The sequence below is a fragment of the Trebonia kvetii genome (assembly GCF_007827045.1).
GTDB classification, from domain to species: domain Bacteria; phylum Actinomycetota; class Actinomycetes; order Streptosporangiales; family Streptosporangiaceae; genus Trebonia; species Trebonia kvetii.
The window spans coordinates 636,291-648,873 of sequence record NZ_RPFW01000003.1 but is presented as its reverse complement, the minus strand read 5'-3'; the positions used below and the strand labels follow the sequence as shown (position 1 = coordinate 648,873).

Genomic DNA, 12,583 nt, shown 5'->3' with positions numbered 1-12,583 from the left:
CACTTCATAGGCGGTCAGGCGCGCTCACTCCAAGCAGGCCAAGTCCTGCGGCAAGACCTGTCCGCGCCGCGCTGGCCAGGGAAAGTCTGTCACTTCCCGGAGCCGGCGCTCGCCCCGGGTCTGCGGCACAGCCGGGGTTGCGCGGGGTAGTCAGGACGTCGATGGTGACGCTGGCCAGATCCTCCAGGTAGCGGGCGAACTCGTCGGGCCGGTCGCGGCGCGCGGCGGTGGCGACCCGTTCCGGTAGCCACGACAGCACGTCAAGCAGCGCAAGCTCCGCTGGGTCAGCGGGCAGGCACCGCAGGGCGGCAATCTCTCCCCAGCGCACCCCGGACGCGGCTCGGGCGTGCGCATACCTCACAGCATAGGCGGGATTGCCGGGGACATGCCTCGCGATTATCGGCTCCCCGACCGCCAACGGGCGGCCAGGGATGGCTCTGGCCAGCGTAAACAGGACGGCGTCGCGGCCCGCGAACGAGACGGCGGTGGCCGGGGTCTCCTGCCGCCGCGGGTCCGCGCCGGGTACCTGCCGGGAATCGTCCGAACGGGTGCGGGCTTCGCCCGGTTCCGAGTCGCTGCGCGCGGGGGGTGGAACACGCAACCGTTCGGGGTCAGTGGAGTCCGTGACCGTCGCGCCCGCCGCGGCGGCGAGACGGGCGGTCAGTTGCGCGGCTAGTGCGGCCCTTGCCTTTTCCCAGCTGGCGGCGGCCAGCGGGTCGCCTTGCGGCGGGGCGGCGACGGTCCGGCCGGCCAGCGCCTCGCTCGTCGCGCACGCGGGGCCGGCGCGGGTGATGCGGTCGGCGAGGCCGGCCAGCGCCTCCGTTGTGACGGTGATCGTCAGGTAGCCGGGGCCGGTGACCTCGGCCTTCTCGATCCAGGGCTCGACGGCGAGCGTTTCCGCCAGGGCGCGCGCGATCGCGCGGGGGTCGGGGCCGAGTGACAGCGCGACGCTCGCCGCGTACCGGCCTGGCCGACCGGGTCCGCCGACCGGGCGCAGGCCAGGATCGGCTCCCGGCGGGAGGCCGGCCGCGGCGACCGCGCCTGCCAGCGCCCGGCGCAGGTCGCTGGTGATCACGCACCCAGGCTAGGGGCCGCTTCCCGTTAGGAGTACTGGAGAATCACCGAGTTCGTCTTGTTGTTGCCGTCTGTGTACTGGACGCCGCCCGCCAGCATTTCGCTGGTGCCGGGGATGCGGGCGAGGGAGTCGGCGATGGTGGGCACCCAGGTGGCTTCGGCCGGGAGGGTCACCGTGGTCAGCTTGCCGTTCGAGTAGTGCAGCAAAGCCGGGTTTTGCGCACCGTCACCGCCCGGGATCCACAGGCCGCCTTTGCCGTCCGGGACGATGCGCTGCCCACTGGGGCTTGTGTTGTTTTTCGCGAGCAAGACCCGGCTCCAGGCATGGCCGTTGAAGTGCAGCAAGACCAGCGGGCCGCCGTGCGGGGGATCGGTGCCCTCGCCCGTCGCGTAGACGTCGGCGGCGGACAGCGCCCTGATGCCGGTCAGGAACGGCTTGACGCCTGCCAGTGCCTGCCTGTTCCTTGGCGGGAGGAGCTTCGCTACGTTCACCGACGTCCACCGCTTGCCGTTGAAGTGGTCGATCAGCTGGCCGCTGTACGCCCAGACGTTCGTGTCGCTCAGTGCGGCGCCGCCCTGCGGGGTGCTTGCCACCTCGGTCCAGGTGCGGCCGTTGTAGTGGAACACGCCGTGGCTTTGCTGCTGCCCGGTACCGCCGAATACCCACACGTCGTCACTGGCGAGGACCGTCAGGCCGCTGAGGTAACCGGGGAAGGTCCTGGCCACTTCCCATTTCGTCCCAGTCCACCGGTCGAGCTGCGTGCCGCTGGCGGTGAAGTAGCCGGCCCATACCGCGCCCCTGCCGTCCGACGCGACCGCCGCGAGCGCGACGTTGCCGTTCTTGCCGGGGAACGGGACCTTCTTCCAGGTCCTGGGTCCGGTGCGCTCGTAGGCGTAGGGCGCGTTCTCCATAAACGCCCAGCCCGCGGTCTTCCCCGTGGCGACGACCGCGGTGAAGGCGTTGAAGTGGGTGGTGGCGTTGCCGTTCGGTATGGCGAAGATGAAATGCCAGGCGGGCTTGTGCACCGCTGGAGAGCTGGCCTTCTGTGGCGAGCTTGCGTGGCCTGGCGTGCCCGCGACGATGGCCAGGGCGGCGACGGTGATTCCGGTGATCGCGGCGATTACGCAGATCCGGGACAGCAGGCGCTTCATGGCCGTCATCTCTTCCGCAATCCGTGGGCGGACCCTACGTCTGCTAAGACGACGGCGCGGCGGAACGGTTGCGCTCCCGACGCGGTTAGGCGGGTTTGACGCCGGCCAGCTCGCGGACGACCCGGATCATCTCGCCCGGGTCGAAGGGCTTGGTCAGGTAGGCGTCGGCACCGACGTTGGCCCCCCTGGCGATGTCGTCCTCCTGGGCGCGCGCCGTAATCAGCACGACCTTGATGTGCGCGGCCTCCGGCATCTTGCGGAGCTGTACCGCGGTCTCCCAGCCGTCGAGGCGCGGCATCATCACGTCGAGGGTGATCACGTCCGGCTGGATGGCCCGAACCTTGTCGAGGCAGTCCTGGCCGTCGACAGCGGTCGCCACGTCGAACCCCTCAAGCGTGAGGTTCACCGCGATAAGCTGCCGGATCACCTCATCGTCATCCACGACGAGTACACGGCCCAAACCTTGCGTCACACTCGGTGAGGCTACCGCCTTTCGGCGTATGTTGCTAAGCCAGCTCCCCTCCGGCGATGGGTTACCCGGGCCTGGCCGCGTGCGCTTGTCACAAGAGCCGCCGCGGACTGGTAGCCTTGCTCCGTTGCTGAGCCCCCATAGCTCAGGGGATAGAGCACTGGCCTCCGGAGCCAGGTGCGAAGGTTCGAATCCTTCTGGGGGCACCCGTTTGATGACACCGTGAACAGGCAGCGGGTTCGCGGTGTTTTGTCTTTTGCCCCGCGGGCGGGCGGCAAGATCCCTTTCGTAGCCGCCCGTGATAGCTTGCGCTTGGAGCTGACGGGGACTTCGCGGGGCGGCTGAGTGACTCTTTGTATTGACTTGTTTGGCGGGTTCAGGGTCACGGTTGACGGCCGGGTGGTGGCGCCGAAGGCGTGGTCGCAGCGCAAGCCTGCCGCGCTTGTCAAGCTGCTCGCGCTGGCTCCCGGGCATCGGCTTCGCCGTGAGCAGGCGATGGATGCCCTGTGGCCGGAACTCGATCCGCAGGCGGCTGCGGCGAATCTGCGCAAGGCACTGCACTCGGCCAGGCGCAGCCTTGACGGGGGCGAGGGCGCCGGACTGATCGTGTCCGCAGGCGACCTGGTCTGCCTGCCGCCCGATGAACTGACGGTCGATGTCGACGACTACTGGTCGCTGGTGCGCGCGGCCCGCAGGACAGGCAACGCGGGCACCTACAGCCGCGCGATCGACGTCTACAAGGACGGCCTGCTGCCCGAGGACCGCTACGAAGACTGGGCGGCAGCACTGCGCGAGGAACTGCAGGCCGACTGGCTGGCGCTCGTCGGGGAGTTCGCCGGGCTGCTTGAGGCGCGGGCCGAGCTGAACAGCGCCGCCCGTGCGGTGCAGCGGCTGGTAGCCGCGGAACCGCTCGGGGAAGAGAACCACGCGTGGCTGATGCGGCTGTACGCGCTCGCCGGCCGTCGCGACGAGGCGCGGCGTCAGTACGCGCGGCTGCGTGAGGCGCTCGCCGGCGAACTGGGCGTCGAGCCGAGTCCCGCGACCCAGCGCCAGTTCGCGGAGATCAGCAGCGACCAGACCGCCGAGCCCGAGCTGACCAGCGACCTGTGGGAGCGAGTCGGCGATCTACGCGTGCAGTCGGGCGACCCGACGGGCGCCGCGAAGGCGTTCGGCCAGGCACTCACCACCGCGGCTGCCGAGCAGGTGACCGGCCGGATCCACCGCAAGCGGGCCGGCGCCTGGCTGATGCAGCACATGGCGGACGAGGCGGAACCCCACCTGGAAATCGCGGAGGGCCTGTCGCCCGACGCCGCGGAAAGGGGACGTCTCGCCTGCCTGCGGGCGAACCTCGCCCGGGAACGAGGGGATCTCGTCGCTGCCCGCCGCCTCGCCGAGCAGGCGCACGCGATCGCCCTCGCCGAGGGCGACGCCGACGACGTGGCGGCGGCGCTTGAGGCGCTCGCGTTCATCGCCCACGTCCAGGGGGCCTGGCGGCCGGGGCTGCAGGCGCAGATCGAGGGCCTGGCCGGGGTGGGCCTCGGGCTTCGTGTCGCGCGCTTCTGTGACTTCAATCACTGCCTCGGGCAGTACCAGCTCTACGGGGACGGACTGGCCGACGACGTCGAGGACTACGCGCGTCAGACGCTGGCCGTCGCCGAGCGGGCGGACGCCGTGCCCGCCCAGGCGTTCGCCTGGTGCCTGCTCGGCGAGTCGCTGCTGGTGCGCGCCCGGTGGGACGAGGCGGCCGCCTGCCTGGAACGCAGCTGCGAACTCTACGCGCCGCTCGGCAGCCGCTCCGTGGCGCTGCCGTGGCTGCGGCGCGCGGAACTCGCGGCCTGCGTGGGCGCGCACGACGAGGCCGCGGCGTACCTGAAGCGAGCGTCCGCGATTGCCACCGTGACACCCATGGCGCGGCACGCGTGGGCGCGGCTGCACGCCACCGCGGCGCTCGCCGCCATGGAACGGGGCGAGCCGGAACTGGTCATCCGCTCGGTGCGCGCCACCCAGAGCGCGGCGGCCCGCTACGGCGACTGCCCGACCTGCAGCGCGCTGCTCAACCCGGTCGGCGCGCAGGCCTTCGCCCTTGTCGGTCACGTCGAGGGCGCGCAGGCGCTCGCTGAGGTCGCGGCGCAGCTCGCGGCCTCCTTCGCCAGCTCCGCGTGGAGCGCGATGGCCGAGTCGGCGGCAGCCAGCGCCGCGATCGCCGACGGTGACCTGACCGCGGCGCGGCAGCGGTTCGGCTCCGCGATAGCGCTGTATGAAAAGGCAGGTCACACCTTCTGGGCCGAGCGGACGTCGGCTCAGCTGAGCGCAATGAGTGCGGCGAATTAGCCGAGGGAACGCTCAGGGAACGCCGCGTGCGTAACGTCTGTGATGACAGCGAGGCCGGACGCCACAGGGGCGCCGGCCCCTTTCTCTGAAATGGAGACTAAGAATGAGCCTGACAATCGGTGACACCGCACCGGACTTCATCGCCGCCACCACCGACGGCCCGGTCAGCTTCCACGAGTGGATCGGCGACTCCTGGGCCGTGCTCTTCTCGCACCCCAAGGACTTCACCCCGATCTGCACCACCGAACTTGGCTACATGGCCAAGATCAAGCCGGAGTTCGACCGCCGCGGCGTGAAGATCATGGCGCTGTCGGTCGACCCGGTCGACAAGCACGCCGCCTGGGCCGCGGACATCGAGGAGACCCAGGGCACCGCCCCGAACTACCCGATGATCGGCGACGCCGACTTCACCGTCTCCAAGGCCTACGGGATGCTCGGCGCCGACGTCAGCGGCGACCCGGCCGACCGCACCGCGGCGGACAACCAGACCGTGCGCGGCGTGTTCGTGATCGGCCCGGACAAGAAGATCAAGATGATCATGCTCTACCCGATGACGACCGGCCGCAACTTCGACGAGATCCTGCGGGTGATCGACTCCCTGCAGCTGACCGCGAAGCACAAGGTCGCTACGCCGGTGAACTGGAAGCAGGGTGAGGACGTGGTGATCGCCGGCTCGGTCTCCAACGACCAGGCCAAGGAGATCTTCGGCAGCTGGGCCGAGCCGAAGCCGTACATCCGGATCGTCCCGCAGCCGTCCTGACACCGGTCGCTTCACGGATCACTTTACGGAGTGCGGAAGGCAATGCGAATTCTCGTTCTCGGCGCCGGCTTCGGCGGCCTCGAGCTGACCACAAGGCCGAATTCGGCACCAGCCGGATCAGGCGCTGGTTCGGCCGCGACTGGACAGCCTACTGAACGTGGCTCGCCGAAAACGGCCGGCTGCTTCCGCGATCATGCGAAGCAGCCGGCCGTTTCGACTTCTCGGCCTTTCACCTGGTGGTGTGGGCGCCGCCGTTGACGTGCAGGGTCTGGCCGGTGATGTGGCGGGCGCCCGGCGAGGCGAGGAACCAGGCCGTCTCCGCGATGTCGCCCGGCTGGCCGGCGCGGCCGTCATGGGTGGCGCCGATCAGGGTCGTCAGCCGCTGCTCGGTGAGCCTGCCGCGGAAGAAGTCCGTGCCCGCTATGTAGCCGGGCGAGATCACGTTGGCGGTCAGGCCCCGGGGGCCGACCACCGCGGACAGGCCCGCGGTCCACGCGGCAAGTGCCGCCTTGGCCGCGCCGTATGAGGTTGACGCGTACTCGGCGCCAATGGAGCCGACGTTGATGATGGACCCGCCGGCGCGCAGGCCGCCGAGCACGGCGGTGGTGGTGAGCACGGCGCTGAGCAGGTTGGCGTCCAGGTTCGCCCGCCAGGCGGCGGCGACATCCTTAAGATCGCCCTCGTGCACGGGGCCTTGCTCCGTGTCCTGCCTCGGGGGCCTTGCGAAGTCAGTGTTGCCGCCCGCCATGTTGACCAGGACGTCCAGGCCGGGCCCGGCCGCGGCGGCCATCGCCGCCACCTGCCCTGGATCCGTCGCGTCGCAGGTGATGGGCAGCGCGCCGATCTCCGCCGCGGCGCTCACGAGCCTGGCTTCATTGCGACCGGTGATGATCACGGTGTCCCCGTCGGCACGGAACCGGGCGGCCACGACCTTGCCGAGCCCGGCTCCTCCCCCGGTGACCAGCACGATACGGTTCACGGCTCCTCCTCGCGCAGATATGTTTAGCTCTAAACGTAGCGAAGGAGGCGGATGGTGTCGAACGATCCCGCCACGGATGACTACCCGCTAGACGGGACGGCCCGCTGGCCCGCGGCCGACATCGCCGCGTCCTGGCAGCGGGAACTGCCCGGCGTGCGTACCGAGTCGATCGAGATCATCACGCCGCTGTGGCGGATCGCGAAGGTGCTCGCCGATGACCGCCGCCGCACCCTCACCGCGCTCGGCATCGACTCCGCCACCCTCGACCTGCTCAGCGTGATCAGGCGGTCAGGGCCGCCGTACGAGCTCACCACGCGAGAGATTACCCGCCGGACGCTGATCACCGCGGGCGCCGTCTCCCAGCGGGTGGCCCGCGCCGAGCTGGCCGGGCTGGTGGCGCGGGCACCGTCGTCGCGGTCGCGACGGGCCGTCTCCGTCCGGCTGACCGAGGCGGGCCACGTGCTTATCGAGACCACGGTGCGCCAGCTTCTCGACCACGAGGCGGACTTGGTGGCCGCGCTCCCCGAGCAAGAACGGACAGAACTCGCTAGCTCTTTGGCCATACTCGAACGCGCGCTGACCGGGTGATACCCGGGCTGTTATCCGATTGCCGCTGCCGCACCAGGCCGGTTACCCTGCCGGGCGTGACCGCTAACCGAGTCCGAGATCCGTGCCGCCTTCGTGAACTGCACCAAGGGCGAGGCCAAGCGGCTGAACGTGCCGCGCGACCTGGCCGAGCTGCCCTGGGAGGACCTGGACTTCCTCGGCTGGCGAGACCAGCAGTCGCCCGAGCGGGCCTACCTGGTCGCGGAGCCTGCTCGCTGTACATGCGCGGAAAGAAGCCGGTGGTGGGTCTCGGCGGTCGGTTCAAGGAACCGCTGACGCTGGAAGAGCAGGTCGAGCGGACGATGGCGAACCTGACCGCCTTCGTGGCGAAGGTCACGGCCTGACGGGCGGTCCGCCGGTTAATTGGCTTGCCCGGGCCACGTCGATGGCGGACGATCGCACGCGTGGACGAAACGTGGATGATCGACGAACTGGCGCACGCGGGTGACGAGCACCTCGACGAGGACTTCATCGCGGGCTACGACCGCAAGCAGGGATACCCCGACCCCGAACCGGACATCCTCGCCTTCGAGGCGCACGGCCTAGACGGCACATCGACCGTCATCGACTTCGCCACCGGAACGGGCCAGTTCGCCATCCCGGCGGCACGGCGCTTCGGCCTTGTGACCGCGGTGGACGTGTCGCCCGCGATGATCGCCGCAGTCCGCGCCAAGGCCGCGGCGGCTCCCGGTGCCGCGGCGAACCGGCTGGAGTGCGTGCGCGGCGGCTTCCTCAGCTACACCCCCGCCGCCCCGGTCGACGGTGTGTACACCAGGCACGGGCTGCACCAGATCCCCGACTTCTGGAAGGCGATCGCGCTGCGCCGCATCGCCGGCATGCTCCGGCCAGGCGGAGTGCTGCGGCTACGCGACCTGATCTACGACTTCGGGCCCGAGGAGGCGCCGGAGATCTTCGCCGGCTGGTTCGCCAACGCGGCCGACGACCCGGCCGAGGGCTACACCGCGGAGGACTACGCGGTGCACATCCGCACCGAGCACAGCACCTACCGCTGGCTGTTCGAGCCGATCATCCACGCGGCGGGCTTTGACATCGCCGAGGTGAAGTTCGAGGGCCGGCTTTACGGCACCTATACCTGCGTCAAGAAGGGCACAGCGTAATTCCCACCTCACTGGATTTCGCGCGGACGCGCTCAGGTTGCTTTTTCCGGCCGGCTTCACAATACTTGGCCGCGATTTCCGCTATCTGAGGACCGGGGGACCTTTGTTGCGTCGTTATACCCTTGCGCTTGCCGCCCTGCCGTTGCTCGCCAGCTTCTGCGCGGCGGGCGCCGGAGTCGCGTCGGCCGCGACTCCGGCGCCCGGCCCCGCTCCTGCGGTGGCGGGAGCGTCGCAGACGGCGCTGGCCCTGACCGCGCCGACCGTTGCCTTCGGGGATGAACAGGGCGAGACGCTCACGGTTACCGTTTCCGGTGCCGCCGGCACGCCGACCGGGACGGTGGCCATTTCCGACGGAACCGACACCGTCTGCACGATCGCCCTGGCCAGCGGCACTGGCAACTGCGCGCCGACGGCCGAGGAGTTCCCCATCGGCCAGGTCATGCTCACCGCCACCTACGCGGGCGACGGTGACTTCCTTTCGTCGGTTTCGCCGGCCGTCAGCCTCGAGGTCACGAGCCCCGCACCGGCACCGCCCCCGGCGACGACCACCACGATGCAGCTGTCCAAGGCCGCCGTCAGCTACGGCGACGAGCAGGCGGAAACGATCTCGGTGACGGTCGCCGCCCCCGGCGACGGAGGAGCTACTCCCGGCGGCACGGTCACCGTTTCGGCCGGCACCGCCGCAATCTGCACCATCGGCCTCGCGGCTGGCGCCGGGTCCTGCGTGCTCAAGGCCACGGCGCTGCCGCCTGGCACGGCCAAGCTCACGGCCGCCTATCCGGGCGACGCGTCCTTTGCGGCCTCAGCCTCGGCCGTCGCGCCGCTCACGGTCGCCAAGGAACCGACGGCAACGGCCGTGGCCCTGTCCGCGGCAAAGGTCAGCTACGGAGCCGAGCAGCACGAGCACATCTCCGTGACGGTCAAGCCCGCCTTCGGCGGCACGCCGACCGGGCACGTTACGGTCAAGTCCGGCGGTAAAACGATCCGGGTCATCGCGCTGTCCGCGGGCAAGGGCGGCTACACGCTGTCCGCCGCGAGCCTCGCCGGCGGAACCGTCACGCTGACCGCCTCCTACTCGGGCGACGCGGACTTCGCCGGCTCGACGTCCGCGGCGAAGAAGCTGGCCATCGCCAGGGAATCGTCGAAGACCGCGCTGCTCCTGTCCGCAGCGAAGGTCAGCTACGGAGCCGAGCACCGCGAGCGCTTCTCGGTGGCGGTAAGGCCTGCCCTCGGCGGCATCCCGGCGGGGCACGTGACGGTCAGGGCCGGCAAGACCACGCTCTGCGTGATCACGCTGAAGTCCGCCAAGGGCGCCTGCGCTCCCGCGGCAACCAGGCTGGCCGCCGGGCGCTACAAGATCACCGCAAGCTACAGCGGCAGCGGCGGCGTTAACCCGTCGGCGTCGGCGGCGAAAACCCTGAGCATTGTCAAGGCGGCGGCCACGACCACGCTGACCCTGTCCAAGGCGAAGGTGACCTACGGCAGCGAGGGAGCGGAGAAGATCTCGGTGCGGGTGGCACCGCAGTACGCGGGGATGCCGGGCGGAACGGTGACGGTCAGGGCCAACGGGAGCACGCTCGCCGTGATCAAGCTCAAGTCGGGCACGGGCAGCCTCACGCTGTCCGCGAAGCGACTCGCGGCCGGCCAGTACAAGCTGGTGGCCAGCTACGCGGGCAGCGCCAACTTCGGCTCCGCGACTTCCGCGAAGAAGTCCCTCACGGTGGCCTCGCCTCCGCCGCCGAAGCCGGCCTGCTACCCGCTCAGCAACGAGGGAACCTGCTACGAGCCGGGCGAGTTCTGCCGCACAGCCGACCACGGGAAGACCGGAATCGCCGGCGACGGGGAGCGGATCATCTGCGAGGACAACAACGGCTGGCGCTGGGAGCCGTACTAGGCCCTGGCGAGCGGAGAATCGCGGCGACGCGGTTGGGCGGTTTCGTTAGGGTTTCGTGGCAAGGGTGGCGGCGAGGTCGGCCAGGCGGCCGAGGGCGCGGGCGCCGGCGATCGGGTCGGTGTAGTCGCGAGAGTTGGCGATCAGGCCGTCGCTGAAGGTCAGCACCATGACGAAGCCCATGGTGAACTGCTCGCCGTCGGCGAGCCGCGTGCCGTCGATGCGGTATTCGAGCACAATCACGTCCGGATCGGCTGTGTCGTGGATGCGCACGTCGCGGACCGCGGTATATCGGCGTGCGGCGGCGCCTGCCGCGAAGCGGGCGCGGAGTTCCTCGCGGGTGGTCTCCGTGCGCTCCGGCGCGATGCCCGCCGCGAACGGCATCTCGATGACGACCCGGTCGGCGTAGCAGTCGGCGATGTCGCCGGGGGACGGGCTGACGACGGCGGCGAGGAACGCTCAACGGTCTGGCGCGGGCTGGCCGGGATGGCGGAGCTTGCCGGGCTGGCGGGGCTGGGCGTTGCGCTGCTCATGGCTGAGATTCCTTCCGCGGAACATCTGGTGCGAGGCGGTCGAGCGTGGCGATCGCGGATTCCGGCAGGGTGACGTCGCCCGCGGCGAGGTTCTCCGCCAGGTGGGCGGCGGACGACGTGCCGGGGATCAGCAGGGTCTCGTCGTAGCTGGCGAGCAGCCAGGCGAGAGCGACCTGTCCGGCGGTGACGCCGAGTTCCGCGGCGATGGCGAGCACGGCGGGGTTGTCAGAAACCTTCGGCCGCCCCGTCATCCCCGAGCCGAGCGGGAAGAACGGGACCCAGGCGACGCCGTGGTGACGGCATGCCTCGAGGACAGACTCGGCGGTACGGTCCAGCATGTTGTAGAGGTTCTGCACGCAGGCGATCCCGGCAGGAAGCGCCTGGGCGAGCTGCCCGGCGGAGACGTTGCTCAGGCCAATGCCGCCAATCTTGTCCGCGTCGCGCAGCGCGGCGAGCTCGGCGAGCTGGTCGTCGAGGTCTACCCGCTGCTCGCCCGCGGCGACGATGCCTGGGGGTGCGTCGACGCGCCGCAGGTTGACCACGCCCACCTGCTCGACGCCAAGGGCGGCGAGGTTCGCGTCGACCTGTGCGCGCAGCTCATCCGGCCGCTGCGCAGGAATCAGCTTGCCGCCCGCGTCCCTGTCCGCCCCCACCTTGGTCGCCAGCACCAGATCGCCGGGGTAGGGAGCGAGCGCGTCGCGGATCAGGCCGTTGGCTTCGCCGTAGAAGTGCGCGGTGTCGATGTGGTTGACGCCCGCGCGAACGGCCTGGCGCAGGATAGCGAGCGCGGTGTCCCGGCCGGCCGCCCGGCCAGCGCGGCGGTGCCGCCCGGCGCGGAGACTGGGGCCCGGGGGCCGGAAGCGGTCTGCTGGTTCGCTGCTGTCATCGTGGATCCTCCTGTCTAGAGTCATACCGACGTAGCATGAGGAGAAGAACCGGAGCTTCCTCCGGTTCTTCGTTCAGCGTAGCAAACAAAACGGAGGATCCTCCGGTTTTATGGCCGACCCGACGCAAGCAACGCAGCCGGCGCAACCCGCACAGCCGGCGCAACCCGCGCAGGCGAGGCGTCCGCGCGCGGACGCCGAGCGCAACCGGACCCGGCTGCTCGACGCAGCGCGGGCGGCGTTCGCGTCCGGCCAGGACACGGTCACGCTCGACCAGATCGCCAGGGACGCGGGTGTCGGCATCGGCACGCTCTACCGGCACTTCCCCACCCGCGAGGCACTGGTCGAGGCCCTGTACCGGAAGGAGCTCGGCGACCTGTGCGCGAGCGCGGGCGACCTGCTCAAGACGCGCTCCCCCGACGCCGCGCTGCGCGCCTGGATGAGCAGGTTCGCCGACTACGTGGCGGCGAAGCGAGAGATGGCGGACGCGATCAGGGCCGTCTTCGCCTCGGGCACCGTGACGGTCTCCCAGGCCAGGGAGGAACTGGCCGAGGCCGTGCAGGCCATACTCGACGCAGGCGCGGCGGACGGGACGCTGCGCGCGGGCGTCAGGCCGCAGGACGTGGTCGCGATGATCGTGGGGATCTTCACCGCCACGTCGATCGCGGGCGGCCGCGAGCAGCTTGAGCGGATGTTCGACCTGCTCATGGACGCCATCAGGGTCCGCAACGGCTGACCGCCTTCCGTGCCGAGACCGCGGCGTCAAGTCTTCATGGGCGCCGCGTT

General features: G+C 70.3%; 12 protein-coding genes, 1 tRNA gene and 1 pseudogene. 8 read left to right on the top strand and 6 right to left on the bottom strand.

Annotated features, from left to right (window positions below; translation table 11 throughout):
* Positions 1–4 precede the first annotated feature (4 nt).
* The 3 genes from EAS64_RS17815 to EAS64_RS17805 all read right to left on the bottom strand — a co-directional run bounded on the left by EAS64_RS17815 (position 5) and on the right by EAS64_RS17805 (position 2,686).
* Complete coding sequence (locus EAS64_RS17815; protein WP_145854112.1) at positions 5–1,075, bottom strand: DALR anticodon-binding domain-containing protein; 1,071 nt, start codon at positions 1,073–1,075, stop codon at positions 5–7.
* Positions 1,076–1,101: 26 nt separating this feature from the next.
* Positions 1,102–2,235: a hypothetical protein gene (locus tag EAS64_RS17810; RefSeq protein ID WP_145854111.1), complete on the bottom strand. Its 1,134-nt coding sequence runs from the start codon at positions 2,233–2,235 to the stop codon at positions 1,102–1,104.
* 76 nt (positions 2,236–2,311) lie between these two features.
* Positions 2,312–2,686, bottom strand: coding sequence for a response regulator transcription factor (locus tag EAS64_RS17805; RefSeq protein ID WP_145854866.1), 375 nt, complete (start codon positions 2,684–2,686; stop codon positions 2,312–2,314).
* A gap of 143 nt (positions 2,687–2,829) precedes the next feature.
* Between EAS64_RS17805 and EAS64_RS17800 the strand changes: the two genes are divergently transcribed.
* The 3 genes from EAS64_RS17800 to EAS64_RS17790 all read left to right on the top strand — a co-directional run bounded on the left by EAS64_RS17800 (position 2,830) and on the right by EAS64_RS17790 (position 5,786).
* Positions 2,830–2,901 (top strand) — tRNA-Arg (locus EAS64_RS17800).
* A 193-nt stretch (positions 2,902–3,094) separates the two neighbouring features.
* Positions 3,095–5,026 (top strand): ATP-binding protein, encoded by a 1,932-nt coding sequence (locus tag EAS64_RS17795; protein ID WP_222849383.1) that lies wholly within the window; start codon positions 3,095–3,097, stop codon positions 5,024–5,026.
* Positions 5,027–5,129: 103 nt separating this feature from the next.
* Positions 5,130–5,786, top strand: a complete 657-nt coding sequence (locus tag EAS64_RS17790) for a peroxiredoxin (protein WP_145854109.1) — start codon at positions 5,130–5,132, stop codon at positions 5,784–5,786.
* 229 nt (positions 5,787–6,015) lie between these two features.
* On the opposite strand, the gene EAS64_RS17785 is transcribed toward EAS64_RS17790, so the two are convergent.
* On the bottom strand, positions 6,016–6,765 hold the full coding sequence (locus tag EAS64_RS17785) for an SDR family NAD(P)-dependent oxidoreductase (protein ID WP_145854108.1): 750 nt from the start codon (positions 6,763–6,765) through the stop codon (positions 6,016–6,018).
* A gap of 51 nt (positions 6,766–6,816) precedes the next feature.
* Here EAS64_RS17785 and EAS64_RS17780 point away from each other — a divergent pair, with 51 nt between their 5' ends.
* From EAS64_RS17780 to EAS64_RS17765, 4 genes are all read left to right on the top strand, one after another.
* A complete protein-coding gene (locus EAS64_RS17780) occupies positions 6,817–7,353 on the top strand; it encodes a MarR family winged helix-turn-helix transcriptional regulator (RefSeq protein WP_145854107.1) in 537 nt (178 codons plus the stop codon).
* Positions 7,354–7,446: 93 nt separating this feature from the next.
* Positions 7,447–7,647 (top strand): FBP domain-containing protein, encoded by a 201-nt coding sequence (locus EAS64_RS17775; protein WP_342782051.1) that lies wholly within the window; start codon positions 7,447–7,449, stop codon positions 7,645–7,647.
* Between the two features lie 128 nt (positions 7,648–7,775).
* On the top strand, positions 7,776–8,489 hold the full coding sequence (locus tag EAS64_RS17770) for a class I SAM-dependent methyltransferase (protein WP_145854106.1): 714 nt from the start codon (positions 7,776–7,778) through the stop codon (positions 8,487–8,489).
* 106 nt (positions 8,490–8,595) lie between these two features.
* The gene (locus EAS64_RS17765; protein WP_145854105.1) at positions 8,596–10,383 is read left to right on the top strand and encodes an Ig-like domain-containing protein; all 1,788 of its coding nucleotides are present in this window, start codon (positions 8,596–8,598) and stop codon (positions 10,381–10,383) included.
* A gap of 45 nt (positions 10,384–10,428) precedes the next feature.
* On the opposite strand, the pseudogene EAS64_RS17760 reads toward EAS64_RS17765, so the two are convergent.
* Positions 10,429–10,827 (bottom strand): annotated as a pseudogene (locus EAS64_RS17760) (nuclear transport factor 2 family protein); the annotation flags it as partial.
* Positions 10,828–10,909: 82 nt separating this feature from the next.
* Positions 10,910–11,824, bottom strand: a complete 915-nt coding sequence (locus EAS64_RS17755) for an aldo/keto reductase (RefSeq protein ID WP_145854103.1) — start codon at positions 11,822–11,824, stop codon at positions 10,910–10,912.
* A gap of 85 nt (positions 11,825–11,909) precedes the next feature.
* Between EAS64_RS17755 and EAS64_RS17750 the strand changes: the two genes are divergently transcribed.
* On the top strand, positions 11,910–12,533 hold the full coding sequence (locus EAS64_RS17750; RefSeq protein ID WP_145854102.1) for a TetR/AcrR family transcriptional regulator: 624 nt from the start codon (positions 11,910–11,912) through the stop codon (positions 12,531–12,533).
* Positions 12,534–12,583 lie beyond the last annotated feature (50 nt).